The sequence below is a fragment of the Salipiger sp. 1_MG-2023 genome, assembly GCF_030547555.1.
Lineage (GTDB): Bacteria > Pseudomonadota > Alphaproteobacteria > Rhodobacterales > Rhodobacteraceae > Salipiger.
In genome coordinates this window covers 52,145-75,460 of the sequence record NZ_JAUOQN010000020.1, presented here as the reverse complement: position 1 = coordinate 75,460, position 23,316 = coordinate 52,145, and the positions used below count along the sequence as shown (strand labels likewise).

21 protein-coding genes and 3 pseudogenes are annotated in these 23,316 nt (G+C 63.0%); 13 read left to right on the top strand and 11 right to left on the bottom strand.

Going from position 1 to position 23,316, the window contains the following annotated elements; translation table 11 throughout:
- Positions 1-236, bottom strand: a pseudogene (locus Q4543_RS11745) (transposase); the annotation flags it as partial.
- A gap of 73 nt (positions 237-309) precedes the next feature.
- Here Q4543_RS11745 and Q4543_RS11740 point away from each other — a divergent pair.
- Positions 310-480: pseudogene (locus Q4543_RS11740) on the top strand (ISL3 family transposase); the annotation flags it as partial.
- Between the two features lie 248 nt (positions 481-728).
- On the opposite strand, the pseudogene Q4543_RS11735 reads toward Q4543_RS11740, so the two are convergent.
- Positions 729-1,756 (bottom strand): annotated as a pseudogene (locus Q4543_RS11735) (IS110 family transposase).
- A 249-nt stretch (positions 1,757-2,005) separates the two neighbouring features.
- A complete protein-coding gene (locus Q4543_RS11730; protein WP_303438509.1) occupies positions 2,006-3,316 on the bottom strand; it encodes an ATPase in 1,311 nt (436 codons plus the stop codon).
- A 202-nt stretch (positions 3,317-3,518) separates the two neighbouring features.
- Between Q4543_RS11730 and Q4543_RS11725 the strand changes: the two genes are divergently transcribed.
- From Q4543_RS11725 to Q4543_RS11700, 6 genes are all read left to right on the top strand, one after another.
- Positions 3,519-4,649 carry an ABC transporter substrate-binding protein gene (locus Q4543_RS11725; protein WP_303438507.1) on the top strand — a complete coding sequence of 377 codons (1,131 nt, stop codon included), beginning with the start codon at positions 3,519-3,521 and terminating at the stop codon, positions 4,647-4,649.
- Between the two features lie 44 nt (positions 4,650-4,693).
- A complete protein-coding gene (locus Q4543_RS11720) occupies positions 4,694-5,614 on the top strand; it encodes a branched-chain amino acid ABC transporter permease (RefSeq protein WP_303438505.1) in 921 nt (306 codons plus the stop codon).
- Positions 5,611-6,594 carry a branched-chain amino acid ABC transporter permease gene (locus Q4543_RS11715; protein ID WP_303438503.1) on the top strand — a complete coding sequence of 328 codons (984 nt, stop codon included), beginning with the start codon at positions 5,611-5,613 and terminating at the stop codon, positions 6,592-6,594. The genes Q4543_RS11720 and Q4543_RS11715 overlap by 4 nt, the downstream gene beginning before the upstream one ends.
- Positions 6,587-7,336 carry an ABC transporter ATP-binding protein gene (locus Q4543_RS11710; protein WP_303438501.1) on the top strand — a complete coding sequence of 250 codons (750 nt, stop codon included), beginning with the start codon at positions 6,587-6,589 and terminating at the stop codon, positions 7,334-7,336. Before Q4543_RS11715 ends, Q4543_RS11710 begins: the two co-directional genes overlap by 8 nt.
- On the top strand, positions 7,333-8,016 hold the full coding sequence (locus Q4543_RS11705) for an ABC transporter ATP-binding protein (RefSeq protein ID WP_303438499.1): 684 nt from the start codon (positions 7,333-7,335) through the stop codon (positions 8,014-8,016). Before Q4543_RS11710 ends, Q4543_RS11705 begins: the two co-directional genes overlap by 4 nt.
- A 258-nt stretch (positions 8,017-8,274) precedes the next feature.
- Complete coding sequence (locus Q4543_RS11700) at positions 8,275-9,120, top strand: DUF1989 domain-containing protein (RefSeq protein ID WP_303438498.1); 846 nt, start codon at positions 8,275-8,277, stop codon at positions 9,118-9,120.
- Between the two features lie 3 nt (positions 9,121-9,123).
- On the opposite strand, the gene deoD is transcribed toward Q4543_RS11700, so the two are convergent.
- The 3 genes from deoD to Q4543_RS11685 form a co-directional block, all read right to left on the bottom strand.
- On the bottom strand, positions 9,124-9,828 hold the full coding sequence (gene deoD, locus Q4543_RS11695) for a purine-nucleoside phosphorylase (protein WP_303438497.1): 705 nt from the start codon (positions 9,826-9,828) through the stop codon (positions 9,124-9,126).
- Entirely contained in the window at positions 9,829-10,140 is a 312-nt protein-coding gene (locus Q4543_RS11690; protein WP_303438495.1) for an H-NS histone family protein, read from the bottom strand.
- Between the two features lie 153 nt (positions 10,141-10,293).
- Positions 10,294-12,258 (bottom strand): protein meaA, encoded by a 1,965-nt coding sequence (locus tag Q4543_RS11685; protein WP_303438493.1) that lies wholly within the window; start codon positions 12,256-12,258, stop codon positions 10,294-10,296.
- A gap of 420 nt (positions 12,259-12,678) precedes the next feature.
- Between Q4543_RS11685 and ccrA the strand changes: the two genes are divergently transcribed.
- From ccrA to Q4543_RS11655, 6 genes are all read left to right on the top strand, one after another.
- Complete coding sequence (gene ccrA, locus Q4543_RS11680; protein ID WP_216004563.1) at positions 12,679-13,965, top strand: crotonyl-CoA carboxylase/reductase; 1,287 nt, start codon at positions 12,679-12,681, stop codon at positions 13,963-13,965.
- A 216-nt stretch (positions 13,966-14,181) separates the two neighbouring features.
- Complete coding sequence (locus Q4543_RS11675; protein ID WP_303438490.1) at positions 14,182-14,379, top strand: hypothetical protein; 198 nt, start codon at positions 14,182-14,184, stop codon at positions 14,377-14,379.
- Positions 14,327-15,055: a LuxR family transcriptional regulator gene (locus tag Q4543_RS11670; RefSeq protein ID WP_303438488.1), complete on the top strand. Its 729-nt coding sequence runs from the start codon at positions 14,327-14,329 to the stop codon at positions 15,053-15,055. The genes Q4543_RS11675 and Q4543_RS11670 overlap by 53 nt, the downstream gene beginning before the upstream one ends.
- Positions 15,056-15,234: 179 nt before the next feature.
- On the top strand, positions 15,235-15,870 hold the full coding sequence (locus tag Q4543_RS11665; RefSeq protein ID WP_216004560.1) for an acyl-homoserine-lactone synthase: 636 nt from the start codon (positions 15,235-15,237) through the stop codon (positions 15,868-15,870).
- A 48-nt stretch (positions 15,871-15,918) separates the two neighbouring features.
- Entirely contained in the window at positions 15,919-17,451 is a 1,533-nt protein-coding gene (locus Q4543_RS11660) for an ATP-dependent RecD-like DNA helicase (RefSeq protein ID WP_303438485.1), read from the top strand.
- Positions 17,448-17,843, top strand: a complete 396-nt coding sequence (locus tag Q4543_RS11655) for a PaaI family thioesterase (protein WP_303438483.1) — start codon at positions 17,448-17,450, stop codon at positions 17,841-17,843. The genes Q4543_RS11660 and Q4543_RS11655 overlap by 4 nt, the downstream gene beginning before the upstream one ends.
- A gap of 20 nt (positions 17,844-17,863) precedes the next feature.
- Here Q4543_RS11655 and Q4543_RS11650 read toward each other — a convergent pair whose 3' ends face one another.
- The 5 genes from Q4543_RS11650 to mreC are packed head-to-tail and all read right to left on the bottom strand — an operon-like array spanning position 17,864 to position 23,303.
- On the bottom strand, positions 17,864-18,796 hold the full coding sequence (locus tag Q4543_RS11650) for a glyoxylate/hydroxypyruvate reductase A (RefSeq protein WP_303438481.1): 933 nt from the start codon (positions 18,794-18,796) through the stop codon (positions 17,864-17,866).
- Positions 18,797-18,804: 8 nt separating this feature from the next.
- On the bottom strand, positions 18,805-19,944 hold the full coding sequence (rodA, locus tag Q4543_RS11645) for a rod shape-determining protein RodA (protein ID WP_216004556.1): 1,140 nt from the start codon (positions 19,942-19,944) through the stop codon (positions 18,805-18,807).
- Positions 19,941-21,860 carry a penicillin-binding protein 2 gene (mrdA, locus tag Q4543_RS11640; protein ID WP_303438478.1) on the bottom strand — a complete coding sequence of 640 codons (1,920 nt, stop codon included), beginning with the start codon at positions 21,858-21,860 and terminating at the stop codon, positions 19,941-19,943. Before mrdA ends, rodA begins: the two co-directional genes overlap by 4 nt.
- The gene (locus Q4543_RS11635; protein WP_216004554.1) at positions 21,857-22,396 is read right to left on the bottom strand and encodes a rod shape-determining protein MreD; all 540 of its coding nucleotides are present in this window, start codon (positions 22,394-22,396) and stop codon (positions 21,857-21,859) included. Before Q4543_RS11635 ends, mrdA begins: the two co-directional genes overlap by 4 nt.
- Positions 22,389-23,303 (bottom strand): rod shape-determining protein MreC, encoded by a 915-nt coding sequence (gene mreC, locus Q4543_RS11630; RefSeq protein WP_303438475.1) that lies wholly within the window; start codon positions 23,301-23,303, stop codon positions 22,389-22,391. Before mreC ends, Q4543_RS11635 begins: the two co-directional genes overlap by 8 nt.
- Between the last annotated feature and the right edge of the window lie 13 nt (positions 23,304-23,316).

Genomic DNA, 23,316 nt, shown 5'->3' with positions numbered 1-23,316 from the left:
CTTGGTGTTCTCATCCTCAAGCGCCTTCAGCCGCTTGGCGTCGGAAACCGTCATCCCGCCAAACTTCGCCTTCCAGGCATAAAAGGTGCCTTCCGACATCCCGTGCTTGCGGCACAGATCAGCGCACTTCGCGCCGGCCTCATGTTCGGTCAAAATGCCCCCTCTCGGCAGCATTCTGCGAATGCGCCTGCCGGGCAGTGGATGATCTGTTCTTCGCTGTATCTCGTTCGCTTCATTGTCCGTCCCTTCGTTGGGTCGGACTCTAATTTCAAATGGAGAAAAAATCCCGTGGCAGGTCAGATGGCAGCCTTCGCCAGTGGTCTCACTACAGATCTCGAGGCGGTTGCGGCGGCGCTCCGTGAGCCTTGGTCCAATGGCCAGACCGAAGGTCAGATCAACCGGCTGAAGATGCTGAAGCGGCAGATGTATGGTGCCGCCGGTATCGAACTCCTCCTCGCACGTCTCCAACATTCGGCATGAAGACGCCACAGAAATTGAGTCAGACCCAGTTTTCCATGCCTGTTCACAAGCCCCAACATGGGCAACGGCGGGATGACACCTGCACAGAAACTGAAGATGGCCGCGTAAATTCTACGACCAAGCCCGCGGAAAAACGGGGGGATTACCCAGGGGCCATGCTCCCCATCAGATTGACAAGACGCCGATCGGTCGTTGGTCCATCTCCTCCTCGCTCGCAGATTCCTTTGTTCGATTGCGCGTTTGGCCCACTACAGGCCGCTCATGGCATTCGGCCGATATCTCTCACCCTTCGTCAGCACAGCCCAGGCAATACGTGCCATCTTGTTGGCCATGGCGACCGCCGCGACGTTCACATGCGCTCGCTCCTTCAGAGCGTCTGCCCAAGCCGTTATTGGTGATGTCCTGTCACGCACGAGATGCAGCACCGTTCGAGCTCCGTGAATGAAGATCTTGCGCAAATGTCGGTTATCGTGCTTCGAGATGTCGATCAGCTTGGCCTTGCCACCTGTCGTGACCTGCCGTGGCACCAGACCAAGCCATGCGGCAAGATCACGACCTTAGCCAAAGGTGCTGCCAGTGCCGACAGCTGCTACGAGCGCTGTCGCAATCGTCGGACCGATGCCGGGGGTCTCCATCAGCCTCTGCATGTCAGCATCCGTTCTGGCCAGCGCCTTGATCTCGGCATCGATGTCTTTGACCCGATCATTGATCACGTCCAGTTCGGACGCCATATCAGTCACGATCAGACGCATTCGGGGTGAAAGATCGGCAGTGCCCTCTACGGCCAATCTGGCCAGCTCCTTTTGGAAGACATGGCGCCCGGTTCCTACCCGGATGTCGCGCTCCATCAGGAAACCGCGGCCCTGGTTGATCAGGCGCGTCTTGTCTGACACCAGGCGCTCTCGCGCACGGTGCAAGGCCTGAAGATCGAGCTGTTCCTCCGATTTGATCGCAATGAAGGACATCGTGGGGCGCGTCGCGGCTTCAGCAATCGCCTCTGCGTCACGGTCGTCGTTCTTTTGGACCTTCACATATGGCCGGACATAGAGCGGCGACATCAAACGAGGCTCATGCCCCTTCTCAAGACAGAAACGCCCGATGTGATGCGCCCCGCCGCAGGCTTCCATCGCAACCACGCAGGGCGGCAGAGTAGCAAGAAAGTCCAGCAGCCGATGGCGCTGGAGCCGTTTACGAAACACAACCGCTCCCCTTCATCCGGCCCGGCAAGACTGCAAACGGTCTTGCCCAAATCAATGCCCAGAACCTTGATGTCCATCTGATGCTCCTCTCTCCACCTATGCCCGCCACGGTAGCAGCAGGTCGGTGGGAAGGCAGTTCATCCCATTAGGTCAGGCAGAAGATCTCGCTCGCCACCTCGTACAGGCATGTGCGGCTGCCTCATCGCCGGGTTTCGAGTCCCGCCGTCTGCAGATTTCGCCGGAGTTCTATCTCCGAGGGAGCAGTCCAAGCCACGCAGCCGCACTTGAGGGCCAGCAGGTTCTGGAGGCCGCCGGTCGTAGCGGGCTCACTTCACGATGTGCTCGTCCTTCACGAACATGTTCGCCCAGGCCCGGTCGACCAATTCCTTGGTCATCTTGTAGGGCCATCCTTCGAAATCGCACACCGCGATCATCTGGTCGATCAGAAACACCGGCTGATAATTGGCGTAAATGTTGTCTATGGTCGGGTACTTGGTCTTTAGCAGGTAGATCAGCGCCTCTTCGTCCAGTTGCATCTTCTTCTTGCGCGCGACGAGGGCGAAGATCTTGAGGAAGTCTTCCTGATTGGGCCCATCGATCTTGATCTTGAAGAAGATCCTGCGCAGCGCAGCCTTGTCGAAGATCTCGTTGGGGTGGAAGTTGGTCGAGAAGATCACCAGTGTATCGAACGGCACCTCGAATTTTTCACCCGATTGCAGGGCGAGGATATCCTTGCTTTCCTCCAGCGGAACGATCCAGCGGTTGACCAGCTTCTGCGGCGGTTCTGCCTGCCGGCCAAGGTCATCTACGATGAAGATGCCCCCCGTAGATTTCAATTGAAGCGGCGCCTGATAGGTGCGCGCCGTCGGATTGTAGACAAGGTCGAGCATGTTCAGCGACAGCTCACCGCCGGTGATCACCGTAGGGCGATCGCACAGCACGTACCGGGTGTCGAACCGGTTGCGGCGGCGCAGTGCGGTGGGGTCGTCTTCTTCGACCTCGGCGGCGGAATGCACGATCGGATCGAAGACCGTGATCACCTGCCCGGAATATTCCACGGCGCGCGGAATGTAGATCTTGTCACCCATCGCGTCGCGAATGCCGTTCGAGATCGACGATTTACCGTTCCCCGGCGGGCCATACATCAGGATCGACCGGCCAGAACCGACCGCCGGGCCAAGGTGCGAAATCAATGTGCTGGGCAGAACCAGATGCCCCATGGCGCCCATCAACTGCTCGCGGGTGATGTGGACGTTGCGGATCGACTGGCGCCTGACCTGCTGCGAGTAGACATCCAGAGGCACCGGCATGGCTCCGAAATATTCCGATTGCGCCAGCGCATCCATGGCGCGCGCCTTGCCGCTGTCTGTCAGCTGATAGACCATCTCATTGGTGGTGGAATGCGCGCCCAGCGTGCCCATCGCCTCTAGCAGGCCCTGGCCGCGGGCAATGTCGATGATCTCTTGGGTGATGCCAATCGGCAGGCAGATCGCCTTTGACAGGTAGGTGACGGTGTTGGCGTTCTTGCGGAAGATGGTCTTCAGCGCCACGTCGCGCATGAAGACCCGCGGCAGGCTGAGTTCCTCAAGCCGCTTGGGTGGCGGCGGTGCCACGACGGCGGTGTTTGCCATGTTCATCTGGTCTGCCCCTGACTTGGCCCGGCTTGCGGGTCTGTTGCAGGCAAGCAAGCCGCATCTTTGTGGCGACAGATTGGCCCGGCTTGGGAAAAGCGGCGGCACGGGCGACGGGCTGCATGGACATCTCGGGCAATTGCGTCAATTCTCTGCGTGATCCTTGGGCGCAGATCCGGGGCACGACAGGGAAAGAGGGAGTCACTTTATGTCCATCAAGACACTGCTTGCGGCGGCAAGCCTTGCCGCGCTGGCCTCGGCGGCGCAGGCCGAGGTCAAGGTCGGCATGATCACCACGCTGTCGGGCGGAGGGGCGAGCCTTGGCATCGACACGCGCGACGGCTTCCTTCTGGGCATGAAGGGGGCCAGCGAAGTCGAGGTGATCGTCGAGGATGACCAGCAAAAGCCCGACGTGGCCGTGCAGATCGCCGACAAGATGATCCAGTCCGACAAGGTCGACGTGCTGACCGGCATCGTGTGGTCGAACCTTGCGATGGCCGTGGTGCCTGCCGCCACCGCGCAGGGCAAATTCTACCTGTCGACCAATGCCGCGCCGGCGCTGCTGGCCGGGAAAGGCTGTCATCCGAACTATTTCGCCGTAAGCTATCAGAATGACAACCTGCACGAGGCGGCAGGGGCCTATGCCAAAGATCAGGGTTACACCAAGCCATTCATCATGGCGCCGAACTATCCGGCCGGTCACGACAGCCTGAACGGCTTCAAACGCTATTACGGCGGCGATCTAGCCGGAGAGGTGTTCACCCAGCTTGGGCAGACAGATTACGCCGCCGAGATCGCGCAGATCCGGGCATCGGGCGCGGATGCGGTGTTCTTCTTCCTGCCGGGCGGCATGGGGATTTCCTTCATGAAGCAATATGCGGGCAGCGGGGTCGATCTGCCGCTACTTGGTCCGGCGTTCTCGTTCGATCAGAACATCCTTCAGGCGGTCGGCGATGCAGCGCTTGGGGTGCGGAATGGCTCGAACTGGTCCAAGGATCTGGACGTTCCGGCCAACGCGGCCTTTGTCGAGGCATTCGAGGCGGAATATGGCCGCCTGCCGTCGCTTTACGCCGCTTATGGCTATGACACGGCGCATCTGCTGCGCTCGGCGCTGGATGTGGCGCAGCCGTCCGATGGCGATGCCTTCCGGGCGGCGCTCAAATCCGCCGATTTCGACAGCGTGCGCGGCAAGTTCAGTTTCGACAGCAACAACCACCCGCTTCAGGACATCTACATCCGCGAGGTGATCAAGGAAGGCGATGTCTTCACCAATACGCTGGTTGCCACGGCGATCGCAGATCGCTCTTCGGCCTATGTCGATGATTGCGCGATGAAATAACGACCATGGGGCCCCTCGCTGCGGGGCCCCGATGAAGGCAAAAGATGACTCCGATATTGTTTGCCGAGCAAGTCCTGAACGGGCTGCAATCCGGCGTGATGCTGTTCCTCATGGCCGCCGGGCTGACGCTGATCTTCGGGGTTATGGGGCTGATCAACCTTGCGCATGGGGCTCTGTTCATGGTCGGCGCCTTCGCAGCGGCGAGCGTGGCGGGGGCGACGGGCTCGTTCCTGCTGGCGCTGGTGGCTGCGCTGGCGGCGGCGGCCGGGGCAGGGGCGATGGTCGAGCTGCTGGTGATCCGGCGGCTTTATGATCGCGATCACCTCGATCAGGTGCTGGCGACCTTTGCGCTGATCCTGATCTTCTCCGAAGGCACGCGCTGGCTGTTCGGCTCGTTTCCGCTGTATCTTGACGTTCCGCCATGGCTGGGAGGCACGGTGTTGCTGCCCGGCGGCATCGAATACCCCGCCTATCGGCTGGCGCTGATCGCCGTGGGGCTTTTGGTCGCGGCGGGGCTCTGGTGGCTCAACACGTGCACCCGGCTGGGCATCCGCATCCGCGCCGGAGAGAACGACCGCGAGATGATCGCGGCGCTTGGGGTCGATATCGGCAAGCTTTATACCGTGGTCTTTGCGCTTGGCGCCGGGCTTGCGGGGCTGGCCGGGGCGCTGGTCGGACCGATCCAGTCGGTGCAGGTCGGCATGGGCGAGCCGGTGCTGATCCTTGCCTTTGTGGTTATCGTGATCGGTGGCATCGGGTCGATCAAGGGGGCGCTGGTTGGCGGTCTGCTGGTCGGGCTCACCGATACGCTGGGCCGCTTGTTGCTGCCCGCGCTGTTCCGGCTGTTCACCGATCCGGCAAGCGCCGCGAGCGCCGGGTCTGCCTTTGCCTCGATGGCGATCTACATCCTGATGGCGGCGGTGCTGATCTGGCGACCCACCGGCCTGTACGGTGCCCGCGCATGAGCCGCGAACGCCTGTTGAACGCGCTGCTGCTGGCCGGGCTGGTCGTGGTGCCGGGCTGGGCGCTTTGGGCGGACGAACCGTTCACCATCACGCTGGCGACGCGGGCGGTGATCTTTGCGCTGGCGGCGGTCGGGCTGAACATCGCACTGGGGATGGGCGGGCTGGTCAGCCTTGGCCATGCGGTGTTCTTTGGCATCGGCGGCTATGCGATGGGTGTTCTGGCAAGCCATGCCCAGAGTTACACGCCGCTTTATGACGGGCTCTTCACACTGGAGGGCACCAAGGCGATGCCGGTGATCTGGCTGGTGGCGGCAGCGGCTTCGGCGCTGGCGGCATGGCTGATCGGGTTGCTCAGCCTGCGCACCTCGGGGGTGTATTTCATCATGATCACGCTGGCCTTTGGCCAGATGGCGTATTTCTTCGCGATTTCATGGACGGCCTATGGCGGCGAAGATGGGCTGAGCATCTATGTCCGCAACGGTTTTCCGGGGCTGAACATGCTGGACCCGATCCAGTTCTACGGCATCTGCCTTGCGTGGCTGTGCCTTGCGCTGTGGGGCCATGCGCGGCTGCGCCGCTCGCCTTTCGGGCTGGCGCTGGACGCGGCGCGGCAGGTGCCCGCGCGGGTGCAGGCGGTGGGGCTGGACCCAAAGCGGCTGTACCTCGTGGCGCTGGTGATCTCGGGCGCGGTGACGGGGCTGTCGGGGGCGCTGTTCGCCGATCTCAACCGCTTTGTCAGCCCGTCGATGCTTAGCTGGCAGATGTCGGGCGAGATCATGGTGTTTGTCATCATCGGCGGCGTTGCCCGCCTGTTCGGTCCGGTTGTCGGCGCGGTGTTCTACGTTGCGCTCGAACATTGGCTCGGCGGTGTCAGCGATTACTGGCAGATTATCCTTGGTCTTGTGCTGCTGGCGGTGGTGCTGTTCGGGCGCGGCGGGCTGATCGGCCTTGTCTGCGGGAAGGAGCGCCCGGATGCCTGACGTAATTCTGCGCACCCATGAACTGCACAAATCCTTTGGCGCGCTGCGCGCCAGCGAGGGCATCTCGATCACCCTGAAGCAGGGCGAGATCCACGCCATCATCGGCCCAAACGGCGCGGGAAAATCCACGCTGATCGTGCAGATCTGCGGGGCGCTGCGCCCCGATTCCGGGCGCGTCGAATTCCTTGGCCGCGATGTCACCGCCCTGCCGACCGAGGCGCGCGCCCGCATGGGCCTTGCGCGCACCTTTCAGACCTCGGCGCTGGCGATGGAACAGACGGTGCTGCAGAACGCGCTGCTGGGTGCGCTTGGGGCGTCGGGGCGGCCATGGCGGTTTCTCTCGCGGGTCTCGGCGGATCATGCCTTGCGCGACATCGCCGAGAGCGCGCTGCACGAGGCCGGGTTGCTCGATTTTGCCCGGACCCGCACCGCCGAGCTCAGCCACGGTCAGCGCCGCCAGCTTGAAGTCGCCGTGGCGCTGACGCTCAGGCCGCGCGCTTTCGTGATGGACGAGCCTATGGCGGGGCTGGGGGCCGAAGGGTCGAAACGGCTGACCGGCTTTCTCGACCGGCTGCGGGATCGCGCGCCGATCCTGCTGGTGGAACATGACATGGATGCGGTGTTCGCGCTGGCCGACCGGATCAGCGTGCTGGTCTACGGGCGCGTCATCGCGACCGGAACAGTCGACGAAATCCGCGCCGATCCGCGCGTGCGCGAAGCCTATCTGGGAGACGAGGCATGACGCTGCTGTCGCTCAGCCAGCTTACCGCGTCCTATGGTGCGACGCAGGCGCTGTTCGGCGTCGATTTCGAGATCGCCGAGGGCGAGGCGCTGGCCATGATGGGTCGCAACGGCATGGGCAAGAGTACCACGGTGCGTTGCATCTGCCGGATGATGCCTGCGCAGGGCACGCTGGTGTTCGATGGGCACGACCTGTCGCGCCTGCCATCGCACCGGGCGGCGCGGCTTGGCATCGGGCTGGTGCCCGAAGGGCGGCGCTGCTTTCGCGATCTGAGTGTGACCGAGAACCTGTCCGCCGCCGCCCGCCCCGGCGCGTGGGATGCGGCCAAGGTCGAGGCGCTGTTTCCAAGGCTCGGCGAGCGGCGCGGCCAGCTTGCCGGCTCGCTGTCGGGCGGAGAGCAGCAGATGCTGGCCATCGGGCGGGCGCTGATGACCAACCCGCGCTTGCTAATCCTTGACGAGGCGACCGAGGGCCTTGCCCCGACCGTGCGCGCCGAAATCTGGGCCGCCATTACGACGCTCAAGGCAAGCGGCATGTCGATGCTGGTCATCGACAAGTCGTTGAAGGAACTGCGCGGCGCCTGTGACCGGGTCGTCATTCTGGAACGCGGGCGCAGTGTCTGGGATGGCACCATGTCGGCGCTGAGCCCTGACGTGGTCGAGGCGATGCTGGGTCTGTGACCCCACCCATGACCGACAGATCCGCGCCGCGCGGCCGGGTCACGCCAGCGCGCCAACAATCCCGCTCGGGTCCGGGCGGGCCAAGCTGATTTTCACCGCCAGCGACAAAGACTGGCTGATCCGCCGCACCATCGGCGCGCAGGAGACGGATGCCGCAATGACGGCACATGGGATGAAGCCGGTCGAATGCCCTTCGTCTGACTTGCCACCGTTCCGGTGTTGCGGGTAGATCGGGGTCTTGCAGGACAGGACACGACCATGACCCAAGCCCCGCCCGATGCCGACGCCCGCCGCGCCATCCCGCCGGTGATCTGCTACCCGAACGACACGCTGCCGGTGCCGGACATGGCACTTTACGCCTCTGCGCTGGCGGGCGCGCAGGTCGTGTCATCCGTGTTGGCACCGCCGCGTGAGGCCTGCCATTTCCGGGTCAGGGCGGGGCAGTTCTTTCGCATCACCAGCGTGGACGGGCCGCAGGTCGGAGACCTCAACCTGTGGCATGACGGCGATCTGACAGAGCGGTTCTATTCGGGAAAGACACGGGCGTTGCACGGCACCCATGTCAGCACCGCCGAGCGGCTGTGGTCGAGCTTTCCGCACCTACGCCCGATGGCGACCATCGTGGAAGATACGCTGGGCTGGTATGGCATCGACGGGTTCGGCGGGTCTGTGCATGATGTGATCGGCACCCGCTGCGATCCGTACACCGGCAATCTTCTGGCGGGCACACAATACCACCATTGCTGCCATTCCAACCTGACCCGCGCGCTGTCGGATGCCACCGGGCTGCCGCTGCTCGAGGCCGAGCCGCATGTGCATGACGTGCTCAACGTCTTCATGTGTACCGGGTTCACCCGCGACACCGGGCAATATTTCATGAAGGCCAGTCCGGTGCGCCCCGGCGATCACCTGACGCTGTTCGCCGAGATCGACCTGCTGGGCGCGCTCAGCGCCTGCCCGGGCGGCGATTGCTCTGCGCAGCACAGCTCGGACAGCGCCGCCTGCTTTCCGCTGCAGGTCGAGGTGCTGGCCCCGGCGGCGGGCGCGTTGCAGGGCTGGAATCCGCCCGTGGCCAACGGGTACAACCGCAGCCACGGACGCTGACGCTCAGGCGAAGGCCGCCTCGAGCGCGATTTGCACCATATCCCCGAAAGAGCTCTGCCGGTCTTCAGACGGCAGCGCCTCGTGGGTCAGCAGGTGATCCGACACGGTCAGCACGGCAAGCGCGCGAACCCCGTGGCGGGCGGCAAGGTTATAAAGCTCTGCCGCTTCCATCTCGACGCCAAGAATGCCGTGCCGGATCATGATCTCATTCAGGTCGGGGCGCTCGTCATAGAAGACATCCGCCGAATAGATGCCGCCGACATGACAGGTCGCTCCGATATTTTTTGCTGCGGTAACAGCATTTTGCAAAAGATTGAAATTCGCGCAGGGCGCGAAATTCAATTCCCGAAATATGCCGAGAGACGGTGTTGACAATGAAGACGCGGTCATCGCAAGGATGACATCCCGCAGGCCGATGTTTTGCTGCATGGCGCCGCAAGACCCGATACGCACCAGCGTCTTTGCGCCATAATCGCGGATCAGTTCATTGGCATAGATCGACAGGCTCGGCATTCCCATGCCCGAGCCATGAATCGTCACGCGATGACCATTCCAAGTGCCGGTGAACCCCAGCATACCCCGTACGCGATTGACGCATATAGGATTTTCCAGAAAGGTCTTTGCGGCCCATTCCGCGCGCAATGGATCCCCGGGCAATAGGACGGTTTCGGCAATCTGCCCCGGTTCGGCACCGATATGGATGGTCATTCAGATGGCCAGATCGTCCAGTGTCTTGCCCGCGGCAAGGGCTTCGTTCACCCAGTTCGGCTTGCGACCGCGTCCTGTCCATGTTTGCGAGGGATCGGCGGGATTGGCAAATTTCGGCGCGCCCTTCGAGCCTTTGACCGGCGGTGCGTTGAGCACTTCTTCAAGCGAGAAGCCGAATTCCTTTGCCGCCTGTTCCGCAGCTCGTTTCGCTTCGGCCTTGCGGCGGGCATCTACCGTATTGATCGCACGTTCCACATCGGACTTGAGCTTTTTCAACTCGTCGTGGGAAAGCATGTCGAGATCGATATCCATATTCTTGCCTTTCTAGTGGAAGCTTATCGCTCCTCTATTTTTGTTAATTTCAGGTAAAAACAAGTTTTAATATGTGTCAGCAATTCACAAACGCGACGGTATCCCTATTCCATTGGAAGGCTGGCGTAGAGTAACCGTATTGTAACTCAAGGCTTATTCCGCAGCTTCGGCCTTGGGATCGGCTAGGGACACGATATCCTTCATGATCGTGTTCAGCACAAAATCTTTCGGAGTGTAGACTTTTGCCACGCCCATTGCGGTCAGTCGCTTTGCGTCGTCATCGGGAATGATGCCACCGACAACCACCGGTACATGGCCCAGACCCTCGGCGCGCATCCGTTGCATCAGGTCTTCGACCAGCGGGATGTGGCTTCCCGACAGGATCGACAGCCCGACCACATGGGCCCCGGTCTTGGCGGCCTCGACGATCTGCTCGGGCGTCAGGCGAATGCCTTCATAGTCGATTTCCATGCCGCAGTCGCGGGCGCGGAAGGCGATCTGTTCGGCACCGTTCGAATGCCCGTCCAGCCCCGGCTTGCCGACAAGAAAGCGCAGGCGCTTGCCAAGGCGATCGCTGACCGCGTTCACCGCCTCGCGGATGTCGTCGAGCCCTTCGGTCTTGTTCGACACTGCGCGCGACACCCCGGTCGGCCCGCGGTATTCGCCGTGCACGGCGCGCATTTGCTGCGCCCATTCGCCGGTGGTGACCCCGGCGCGCGCCGCGCGGATCGAGGCGGGCATGACGTTGCGACCCTCGAGGGCGGCGGCGCGCAGCTCGGCAAGCGCGGCCTGCACCTCGGCATCGTCGCGCTCGGCGCGCCAAGCGTTCAGGCGGTCGATCTGTTCCTGCTCGACAGCCGGGTCGACCACCATGATGCCGCCGTCTTCGCCGAGCAGCGGTGAGGGCTCGCCCTCTGTCCACTTGTTGACGCCGACAACGATGGTCTCGTTGCGCTCGATCCGGTTGAGGCGCTCGGCGTTGGACTCGACCAGCCGCGATTTCATGTAATCGATGGCGCCGATCGCCCCGCCCATGCTGTCGATATTGCCAAGCTCGGCGCGCGCACCGTCTTTCAGCGCCTCGACCTTGGCATCCACCGCGGGGTTGCCATCGAACAGATCGCCGAATTCCAGCAGGTCGGTCTCGTAGGCGAGGATCTGTTGCATCCGCATCGACCATTGCTGATCCCACGGGCGGGGCAGGCCAAGTGCCTCGTTCCACGCCGGCAGCTGTACGGCGCGGGCGCGGGCCTTTTTCGACAGCGTCACCGCCAGCATCTCGATCAGGATGCGGTAGACGTTGTTTTCGGGCTGCTGTTCGGTCAGGCCAAGCGAGTTCACCTGCACCCCGTAGCGGAAGCGGCGGTATTTCGCGTCGGCGATGCCATAGCGCTGTTCAAGGATCTCGTCCCACAGATCGACAAAGGCGCGCATCTTGCACATCTCGGTCACGAACCGGATGCCGGCGTTGACGAAAAACGAAATCCGCCCGCACAGCGCCGGGAAATCCGCATCCGCGACGCGAGGCCTAAGCTCGTCGAGCACCGCGATGCCAGTGGCCAGCGCAAAGGCCAGCTCCTGTTCGGGCGTCGCACCGGCCTCTTGCAGATGGTAGGAACACACGTTCATCGGGTTCCATTTCGGCACGTTGGTATAGCAATATTCCGCCACGTCGCCGATCATCTTCAGCGACGGTTTCGGCGGGCAGATATAGGTGCCGCGCGACAGGTATTCCTTGATCAGGTCGTTCTGCACCGTGCCTTGCAGCTTGGCGACATCCGCGCCCTGTTCTTCGGCCACCGCGATATACAGCGACAGCAGCCACGGGGCGGTGGCGTTGATCGTCATCGAGGTGTTCATCTGTTCCAGCGGGATGTCCTGAAACAGCGCGCGCATGTCACCCAGATGGCAGACGGGAACCCCGACCTTGCCGACCTCGCCCTTCGACAGAAGGTGGTCGCTGTCATAGCCGGTCTGGGTGGGGAGATCGAAGGCGACCGACAAGCCGGTCTGCCCGCGCGCAAGATTGCTGCGGTACAGCGCGTTCGAGGCCTTGGCGGTGGAATGGCCCGCATAGGTGCGGATCAGCCAGGGGCGGTCTTTGAGAACTTCCGTCATGTCGGTCTCCGTCAGCAGGTCCGAATGGATGAGCAAGCTTGTTGCGTTCATATCGTCATATGAGAAAGAAAATGTCTCGTCAATTCGCCGCAGCGCGGCGGCGCTACGATCTTGGGCAGGTTTCGCGGCGCTTTGAGGCAGTTTACGCCTGCGTCAGTCGGTTCCGTGAAGGGAATCGCGGCGCACCATGTATTTTGATCCAGATACTTGGAGATGTTGCCTGAGCAGGCGGTTCTGGCTGGCCCGCTTGCGGTGATGCTGCATCAGCTCGGTCATAAAATTACAAAATACATGGTGATGGTGTTGCATTGTTGCGTGACGAAAGTTATCTCAATCGTAGACCGGGGCCGCGATTCTGCACTGCGGCGTCGAGAGAGAGGACACAGATCCGCAAGGATCGCTTGAGGAAGGAGGCCTCGAATGGCTCTGGACACGCAAATTGGTATTGCGCCCTACGACGCGCCCGAAAAGGATCTTTACGAGATCGGTGAAATGCCGCCTCTCGGCTACGTGCCAAAAAAGATGTACGCTTGGGCGATCCGCCGCGAACGTCACGGCGAGCCCGACACGTCGTTCCAGAAGGAAGTCGTCGATACATGGCAGGTCGACAGCCACGAGGTGCTGGTGCTCGTCATGGCTGCCGGGGTCAATTACAACGGTGTCTGGGCCGGGCTGGGCATTCCGATCTCACCGTTTGATGTGCATGGTGCCGAGTATCATATCGCGGGGTCCGATGCGTCTGGCATCGTCTGGGCGGTGGGCGACAAGGTCACCAGCTGGAAGGTCGGCGACGAGGTTGTCATCCATTGCAATCAGGACAATGGCGACGACGAGGAATGCAACGGCGGCGATCCGATGTTCTCGCCCACCCAGCGCATCTGGGGCTACGAGACCGGCGATGGCTCGTTCAGCCAGTTTACCCGCGTGCAGGCGCAGCAGCTGATGCCGCGCCCCAAGCACCTGACATGGGAAGAAAGCGCCTGCTACACGCTGACGCTGGCCACCGCCTACCGGATGCTGTTCGGCCATCACCCGCATGAGCTCAAGCCCGGCCAGAATGTGCTGGTCTGGGGCGCCTCGGGCGGTCTTGGGTCTTATGCGATCCAGCTGATCAACACGGCGGGGGCGAACGCCATTGCGGTGATCTCGGAAGAAGACAAGCGCGATTTCGTTCTGGGCCTTGGCGCCAAGGGCGCGATCAACCGCAAGGATTTCAAGTGCTGGGGCCAGCTGCCCACGGTCAATACGCCGGAATACAACGCGTGGCTCAAGGAAGCGCGCAAGTTCGGCAAGGCGATCTGGGACATCACCGGCAAGGGCGTCAGCGTCGACATGGTGTTCGAACACCCGGGCGAGGCGACGTTCCCGGTGTCCTGCCTTGTCTGCAAGAAAGGCGGCATGGTGGTGATCTGCGCTGGCACCACCGGGTTCAACTGCACCTTCGACGTGCGCTACATGTGGATGCACCAGAAGCGGCTTCAGGGCTCGCATTTCGCCCATCTCAAGCAGGCGGCTTCGGCGAACCGCCTGATGGTCGAGCGGCGGCTCGATCCGTGCATGTCCGAGGTGTTTGAATGGGAGCAGATCCCCGAGGCGCACATGAAGATGCTGCGCAACGAGCACAAGCCCGGCAACATGTCAGTGCTGGTGCAGGCGCCCAAAACCGGGCTGCGCACCTTTGAAGAGGCGCTTGCGGCACGTAGTTAACCGGAGCTTCAGGATTCGGTTGGTATTAGATGTTCGCGGATCGTTCTGACGGTCCGCGAACATCTTGCGTTTCAGGGCTGTGGATAAGTCGATCAAGAGGTTGCAAATCACACCATCGCCATTTCTGGGGATGTGGAATCCGTGAATTTCTTACCAGATCGGCGCATGCTATAGTTGTTCTTAACAATTTGTTAACTCTCGAAGGGAAGGCTAGCCATGACACATGACTGGATTATCGACGTCTTGACGGACCTGAAGACCTTTGCCCGTGCCAACGCAATGAACGCGCTGGCCGAGCAGCTCGATGAGGCACAACTCATCGCGCAGATGGAAATCGCGTCGGGCGCCGAAGGGGGTGCCTTTGGGATATGCGGCGAACTTCCCCGCAACGGACGGGTTACTGGAGCAGCTTGAGAAATCCTCGAAGCCGGAGGATTTCCAGGCGGTGGCCGTTGCGCTGAGAGACTATTACGCGATCGACCATCTGGTCTATCATTGGGTCAGCGCAGCTGGCGAACAATTCGGCTGCGGCACATATGACCCGGTCTGGGTCCAGCGTTACCTCGAAAAAGGATATCTGCGGATCGATCCGGTTATCCAGGGTTGCTATCAACGCTTCCACCCGGTCGACTGGAAACGGCTCGATTGGTCGTCGAGAGCGGCGCGGGCGTTTCAAAAGGACGCCATCGCGCACAGGGTCGGCAATCAGGGGTATTCCATTCCGATCCGGGGGCCAAACGGGCAGTTCGCGCTATTCAGCGTCAGCCATCACTGCGATGACGACTCGTGGCAACTGTTCACCGAAACCAACCGGCGCGAATTGATCCTGATCTCACACGCCTTCAATCAAAAGGCGCTCGAACTCGAGCCGGGGCGCAAGCCCGAACCCGCGCAACCGCTCAGCCCGCGCGAGGTCGAGGCGATGACGCTGCTGGCCGTGGGCTACAGCCGGGCGCAGGCAGCCGAGACGCTGAACATCTCGGAGCACACGTTGCGGGTCTATATCGAAAGCGCCCGTTTCAAGCTGGGCGCGATGAACACCACCCACGCCGTTGCCCGCGCGCTGTCTCGGGGGCTGATCGTCGTCTAGCCACGCATATCAAGTCGTTGCTGCGCGCTCGGTCTTCGCCGGGCGCGTTGTCGTTTTCACCGCTTGTTAATTGCAGCGCACGGTGCGGTCGCCTTCGTTTAAGCCGACCGAACGGCGCTGGGGAACCCGGTTAACCGTCGTCTCGCAGTCTGATCCTATCGGACAACGGGAGAAACGACATGATCCGCTACCTTTACGCAGACCAGCTTCAGCACTTTCCGCTTCTCGCACAGACCATGTTTCGCGACCGGGCGGACCAGTTCAAGACCCGCCTCGGATGGGATGTCACCGTCGACAGCCAAGGCTATGAGCGCGACGAATACGATGATCTGAGACCGCTTTACGTGATCTGGGAAAAGGCTGACGGCACCCATGGTGGATCAATGCGGCTGCTGCCGACAGTCGGGCGCTGCATGGTGAACGAGCATTTCCTGAACCTGACGGGCGGGGTGCATATCGAAAGCCCGATCATCTGGGAATGCACCCGCTTCTGTCTGGCCCGTAACACCGATCCGGGTGCAGCGGCGGCGTTGATGCTGGCCGGCGGCGAGGTCATGAAGGGCTTTGGCGTCGAACATTACGTCGGCGTGTTCGATGCCCGCATGGTGCGGATCTACAATCGCATCGGCGCATCGCCGGACGTCTTGGGCAGCGAGGGCGACGGGCGCGAGCGGATCTCGGTCGGCTTGTGGGAATTCAGCGCCGATGCACAGGCGCGCGTGGCGGCCAGCGCCGGGATCGACCCGGCCCAGTCGCGGGCATGGTTCGAGGCGGCGTTTGGCGCCGATTCCCCGTGCCTTTCGGTGGCCGCCTGAGCGCTTGGCATCTGGCATCTGGCACAGCGGGCGGGTAGGGTCCGGCGCATGGATTTGCCCGCCGTTACATTCTCCGAAGACCAGGCCGAAGCATGGGACCGCGTGGCGGACATGCTGCGCGGCGCCGGGGTCGATCTTGACGACGGGACAGCCGAGCCCGCAATCGAGGGCCGCAACCGCGTCATGGCATTGATGGGCAAGGCGGGCTCGGGCAAGACGCTTTTGCTGTCAGAGCTTTGCAAGTCGCTCAAGGCGGCGGGACTCGATCTGGTCTCGGGTGATTACGAGCCGCGCAAGCTGGCGGAAAAGCGCAGTTTCGCGGTGCTGGCCCCGACCAACAAGGCGGCAAGCGTGTTGCGGATGCGCGGCGTTCCCGCGACGACGATCCACCGTATCATCTATACCCCGGTCTATGACCCGCAATACGAGCGCATTGCCGAATGGCTGATGGGCGAGGGCGAAAAGCCCGAGATCGAAGATCTTGGCGAAGACGCGCTCGACCGCGCCTTTGCCAGCTTTCAGACCCACGGCTCGGTGCCTGCTGCGCTGGCCTCGGCCGGGCTGCGGGGCAGCGATTTCATCACCGGCTGGAAACGGCGCGAAGAGCCGCTGGACATCGGCTTTGTCGACGAGGCCTCGATGCTCGATGAGCGGCAGTTCGACGATCTGCGCGAGATCTTTCCCAATCTGGTGCTGTTCGGCGACCCCGCGCAGCTGGCGCCGGTGAACCAGTCGGGCAAGATGGTGTTCGACACCATCGCCGATGTGAACAAGATCGAATTGCACCGCATTCACCGCCAGCAGGCGGAAAACCCGATTCTGGATCTGGCCCATGCGCTGGCCGACCCGGCGCTGGAATTTCACGATTTCGAACGCATGGTCGAAGAAAAGGCGGCGCAGGATGATCGCGTGGTCTGGGCAAATCGCGTCGAGGTCGACCTGATGGCGCGCTCTCCGGTGCTGGTCTGGCGCAATGCCACGCGCATCCGGCTGATCAACGCTTTTCGCAACGTCTTCGAAGCCCCCGAAACCGAGCTTCTGCCGGGCGAGCCGCTGATTTGCGACGGGCTTGAACTGCCGCTCAAGCATCGCAAGAAGCGGCTCGATCTCGAGGCGCGCGGCCTGATCAAGGGGGCGCAGGTGATCTATCTCGGGCCGGGCAAGAAGCCGGGATTCTCGCGTCTGCATGTGATGGGCGCAGCAGAGCCGCAGCTGTCGGCGGCCTCGATCGTCAAGATCGAAAAGCCTGACGAGGCCGAGCCGTTCATTCCCTTCGCCGCGCGCATGGGCGCGACCTTTCTGCACGGCGCAGCGGTGACGATCCACAAGGCGCAGGGCTCGCAATGGGAGCAGGTGCAGGTGTTCGCCCCGGATCTTTACGCCGCCGCGCGGATGGGCCGGGTCGAGGCCGGCCAACCACTGTGGAAACGGCTGGCCTATGTGGCGATCACGCGGGCTTCGGAGCGGCTGTACTGGGTGGTGCGCCCGAGGCTGTCGCGTCCGAGCGGGCCATTGCGGATCGACGATCTCAAAGCGCCGGCCGCGCCGCTTGAGCTGCAACAGGAGATCCCCGACGCATGAGCGACATCACCGATCCGCCAAGCGCCTTTGCCACGCTGCTGGGCTATGAGCTGACCGATTGGCGCGAGGGCTTTGCCCGCTACGAGATGGACATCACGGACAAGCTGGGAAACCGGCAGGGCATTCCGCACGGCGGGGTGCATGCCACGCTGATCGACAGCGCCATGGGGATTTCCGGCTGCTGGACTGGCGATGCCGAGCTGCGGATGACGTCGCTGACCCTGTCGCTGAACGTGCAGTATATCGGCAAGGCGCAAGGCAGCCGGTTGATCTGCGAAGCACATCTTACGGGCGGCGGGCGCAGCATCTATTACGCCGAGGCGACCCTGACCGACGATCTTGGCACGCTGGTCGCCAAGGGAACCGGCGTGTTCAAGCGTCGTCAGGCCTGACGCATGAACACGCCGAAAGATCAGTAGCCCGCAGTCCGGTCGACAAGATGCAGGAACGGCTCGCCGACTTCGCCGCGACGGATGTTCTCGGCGATGACCCGGGCGGCGCTGGGCGCGCGGGTTTCCGAGGCGATATGCGGCGTGACCGTCACCTTGGGATGGGCCCAGAACGGGTGATCCTGCGGCAATGGCTCGATGCGAAACACATCCAGCGTCGCGTGGGCGATCTGCCCGTCATCAAGCGCGGCAACGAGCGCGGCATCGTCGATCAGCGGCCCACGCCCCGGGTTGACGATCATCGCACCCTTGGGCAGGCGGGCAAGGCGCTCGGCGTTCAGCAGGTCTGTCGTCGCCGGGGTGTCCGGCAGCAACAGCACGAGAATTTGCGCGGTTTCCAGCGCCTTATCAAGCTGGTCCATGCCGTGCAGGCAGCGCACGCCGTCAACCTGCTTTGGGCTGCGCGACCAGCCGGTCACCGGGAACCCAAGGGTGCGAAGCGCCTTGGCGCAGGCGACCCCCAGCGTGCCAAGGCCAAGGATGGTCACCGGGCGCTCGCTCGCCAGCGGCGGTGTCAGCTTTGGCCAGTCGTGCCCCGGATTGACGATATGCGCATCCATCCCCAGATGATGCCGCAGAACGTGCCCCGTAACGTATTCGACCATGCCCTGCGTGAGACCTTCGTCATCGACCATGCGGGCCAGCGGCACCGTCAGGGTCGGGTTCTGCGTCACTTTCTCGACCCCGGCCCAGAGGTTCAGCACGGCCTTCAGGCGGGTGTAGGGGCGAAAATCCTGCACGTCGGAATTGGGTGCGTAGACGATGTAATCCACGTCCTCGGGCGCAAGCTCGCGCGATAGCACATAGTGCAGGCCGAGCGCGTCCAGCGCCTTGCGCAGCGGCGCTGCGTATTCCGGCCAGCGACTATCGGTGGCGGCGAAGAGAATATTTATCATAAGAAGCCTTAACGTGGTCTGTGGATATGGGCGCTTTGTACGAGGCCGAAGGCGATCATCAGCACCAGCATGGCAGAGCCGCCGTAGCTGACCAGCGGCAGCGGCACGCCGACCACCGGGGCAAGCCCCATCACCATCGACATGTTCACCGCGAAGAACAGGAAGAAGGTCAGCCCGACCCCAAGGATCAGCAGCGACGAATAACGGTCCTTGTTCTGGATTGCCGCGAACACGCAGAAGATGACGATCAGCACATAAAGAAGCAACAAGGACAGCCCGCCGACAAAGCCGAATTCCTCGGCGAGCGTGTTGAAGATGAAATCGGTGTGTTTCTCGGGCAGAAAGTTGAGCCGCGACTGGGTGCCCTGCATGAACCCGCGCCCGGTCCAGCCGCCAGACCCCATGGCGATCTTGGCCTGGGTGATGTGATACCCGGCGCCAAGCGGATCGGTCGAGGGGTCCAGAAACGTGTCGATGCGGCGGAACTGATAGTCCTTGAGCAATTGCCACGGCGTGCCGCGCGATAGAAACACCGTGTACACCGTGCCGACGCCTGCCGCGATCACCACGGCGAAATAGGCCCAGTGTACCCCGGCCATGAACATCATCGCACCGCCCCCGATCATCAGCAAAAGCGCGGTGCCAAGGTCGGGCTGAATCAGCGTCAGAATGGTTGGCGCAAGGATCAGCAGCAGCGGCAGCAGCACCCAGATCGGTCGTGAGACCCGTTTCAGCGGCAGCCAGTCATAATAGGCGGCCAGCGCCATCACCAGCGAGACCTTCATCAGTTCCGACGGTTGCAGCCGCATGAAGCCGATGTCGATCCAGCGCTGGGCGCCCATGCCGATCGCGCCGAACAGCTCGACCAAGATCAGCAGCCCCAGCGCGCCAAGATAGATCAGCGCCGACAGGTTGCGCCACAGCCAGATCGGCACCATCGCCACGAAGAACATCGCGCCCAGCCCCAGCAGGTAGCGCTTCATCTGCGGCTCTGCCCATGGCTGCAACGAACCTCCGGCGACGGAATACAGCATCAGGAAACCGACGCTGGCCACCGCGCTCAGCAGCACCACCAGGGGCCAGTTCAGAAACAGGATCTTGCGCCAGCCGGTCGGAACCGTCTTGACGGAATATTCAAGATAGCTCATGCGCGGCGGCCCTCGGCTTCGTGGCGTTTGGCGCGTTCGTGGGCGATGCGCTCTTGCTGCTCGCGGATTCTGCCGCGGTCGGACGAGGGGTAAGCCTCGAGCGGCGGGGTGCCCTTGTACAGCGCCTGAAGCATGACGTCACGCGCCACCGGCGCTGCCTCGGCAGAGCCGCCACCGCCATGTTCGATGACCACTGAAACCGCAATGCGCGGGTTATCAAGCGGCGCGTAGCAGACGAACAGCGCGTGGTCGCGTTCTTCCCACGGCACGTCCTGGTTCTTGACGACGCGGTTGCGCACCTGACTGGTGCCGGTCTTGCCGGCCATGCGCATGTCATCGGCTTCGATGCGCGAGCTGCGGGCGGTGCCGCGCGGGCTGTTGACCACCGAGATCATGCCCTTGCGCACCCATTTCAGGTGCCGCGGGTCGATGCCGAGGTCTCCGCCGCCCTCGATCGGGGTTTGCACGCCACCGATGCTGCGCACGAGGCGGGGCATGATTTCGCGCCCGGTGGCAAGGCGGGCTGTCATGATCGCCTGCTGCAGGGGCGAGGTCAGCACGAAGCCCTGGCCGATCGAGGCGTTCACCGAATCGCCGACCAGCCATTCCGCGCCGCGCTCGCGCCGCTTCCAGTCCTTGTCGGGCATCAGCCCGGGGGTCACCGCCGACATCGGCACATCGGGGGCGATGCCAAGGCCGAGCTTGCGGCCCATCGCGGCGATGTTCTCGATACCGACCTTCATCGCCAGTTCGTAATAATAGACGTCGCAACTGTCGCGCAGGCTGTTTTCAAGGTTCACATGGCCATGGCCGGCGCGCTTCCAGCAGTGGAAGCGACGCGAGCCGACCTCGATATGGCCGCGGCAATAGGCGGTATCGTCGGGGCCGATCACCCCGGCGGCCAGACCGGCCAGCGCGGTGACCATCTTGAAGGTCGATCCCGGAGGATAGGCGTCCTGCACGGTTTTCGACGCCAGTGGGCGGTGATTGTTGTCGCGCAGCGCGCTGTAATCCTTCGTGGATATCCCCCGCACGAATTTGTTGGGATCATAGGACGGCGACGAGGCGATGGCGAGGATGTCGCCGGTCTCGACCTCCATCACCACCGCCGAGGCGCTTTCCGGGCCGAGCCGCGCCTTGATGTAATCCTGAAGATCGCTGTCCAGGGTCAGTTGCAGATCGGCGCCAGCGGTGCCCTCGCGTCGGTCGAGCTCGCGCATGACGCGGCCCACGGCGTTGACCTCGACCCGCTTGGCCCCGGCAGAGCCGCGCAGGGCTTCTTCGAATTTCGCTTCGATCCCGACCTTGCCGATCTGGAACCGTGGGATACGCAGCACCGGCTCCGGGTCCTCATAGCGGGCAAGGTCGCGTTCCGACACCGGGCCGACATAGCCCACCACATGGGCGAAGGTCTCGTGCTGCGGATAGACCCGGCTCAGCCCGACCTCGGGGGTGACGCCGGGCAGGGCAGGGGCGTTGACCGCCACACGAGAGATTTCATCCCAGCTGACCCGATCCGCGACGGCAACCTGCAAAAAGGGCGGCGAGTGGCGCATTTCGTCAAGCGCCCGGCTCACATCTTCGGGATCGAGGCTGACAAGTTGTGCCAGCTTGCCGATGGTGTCCTCAAGATCGCCCGCATCCTCGCGCCGCATGGTGATGCGGTAGGTGTTCTCGTTATCGGCGATGACCCGGCCTTCGCGATCAAAGATCCGCCCGCGCGACGGCGGGATCAGGTGGATGTTGATGCGGTTTTCTTCGGCCAGAAGGCGGAATTCATCGGCCTGATCGACCTGAACGTGGCGCATGCGCAGGGCCAGCACCCCGGCGAAGGCCAGCTGGCTGCCGCCAAGCAAAAGGCCGCGGCGGGTGATCTTGCGGCTGCTCTCGGCGGTCTCGCGGGGCGTGCGTCTCACAGGCTTCTCCCGGCGTGGTCAAAATCTCCAGGGGCCATGCGACGGACCCCAAGCAGGACCTGCGATAGCACGACCACAAGCGGGTAGCATATCACGGTCATGGCAAATCGCATAAGCGACAGGAACGGCGGGCCGGCAGGCACCAGCAGCAGGCCAAGCACCAGCCGATAGACAAGGGTGATGGCCATCAACATGGTGGCCACGGCGATCCATTCCATGACAAAGGTGGTTTCCGGGCCGCGCCGGTCGCGCCGCTTGAGCATTTCGCTCGCCAGCAGCACCAGCGCCGCCCACAGGCCGGGGGGCCGCCCCAGCATCAGATCGGCAAGCAGCATCACAGCGGCGATCAGCAGCGCGGGCACGTAATCGGGGCGGCGCAACGACCATGCAAAGCACAGCGATACCAGCAGATCCGGCCCGGCATATCGCGGCGGCATCAGGTCGAGCGGCAACAGGTGGTAGAACAGGATCAGCACGGCCAAAGCGACAAAGCTCAGCCGCATCAGCCAGATCCTGCCGGGGCGCGCCTCAGCCACCGTTCGGCTCCGGCACGTTGGGCGCGGGCAGATCCATGCCTGGTGTCACGTCGGGCAGGATCAGCGCCGATGGGGCGCTGACTTGCCGCGCACCATGGTCGCGCAGCACCCGCAGGAATTCCAGCCGCTCGTAATCGGCGGCAAGGCGCACGCGCAGCCGCCCCCCCGGATCTTCGGCCACCTGCCCGATCAGCAGGCCGGGGGGGAACACCTCACCGTCGCCGGAGGTGACGATCCGATCGCCGGGGCGCACCTGATCGTCGTCTTCGAGAAAGTCGATGGGCGGGGCGGCGGAATTGTCGCCGGTGATCAGCGCCCGCTGCCCCGACGGCTGGATCACCGCCGGGATGCGGCTGGTGGTATCGGTGAGCATGATGACCCGGCTGGTGTTCGGCCCCACGCCCGAGATCCGCCCCACAAGGCCGATGCCATCCATTGCCGCCCAGCCATCGACGATGCCATCGCGCGAGCCGAGGTTGATCAGCACCGACTGCCGGAACGGCGAGCCGGAATCGGCCAGCACCACGCCGGTGATATAGGTCAGCCGCGGATCGAGCCGCACATTGTTGAGATCGCGCAGCCGGGCGTTTTCCTGTTCCAGCTGAAGCGCGGCCTCTTTCCACGCGGTCATCTGGCGCAATTCGCGCCGCAGTTCCTGATTCTGATCATAGATGCGCTGGTAGCTCTGAAAATCGCGCAGCAGCCGCGCCGCGCCGCTGACCGGGGCCATCGCCCAGTCGAATCCCGGAATGACCCGGTCGACCACCTGCGCGCGGAACCGCTCGACGCGCGGGCTGTCGATGCGCCAGAAGATGAACAGCCCGACGAGGCATAGCATCAGAACCGCCAGAAGCAGGCGCTTCAGCGGGCCGGAGTAATGTTCGGAATGCGAGCCGTTCTTCGCCATTCGGTCCTAGTTT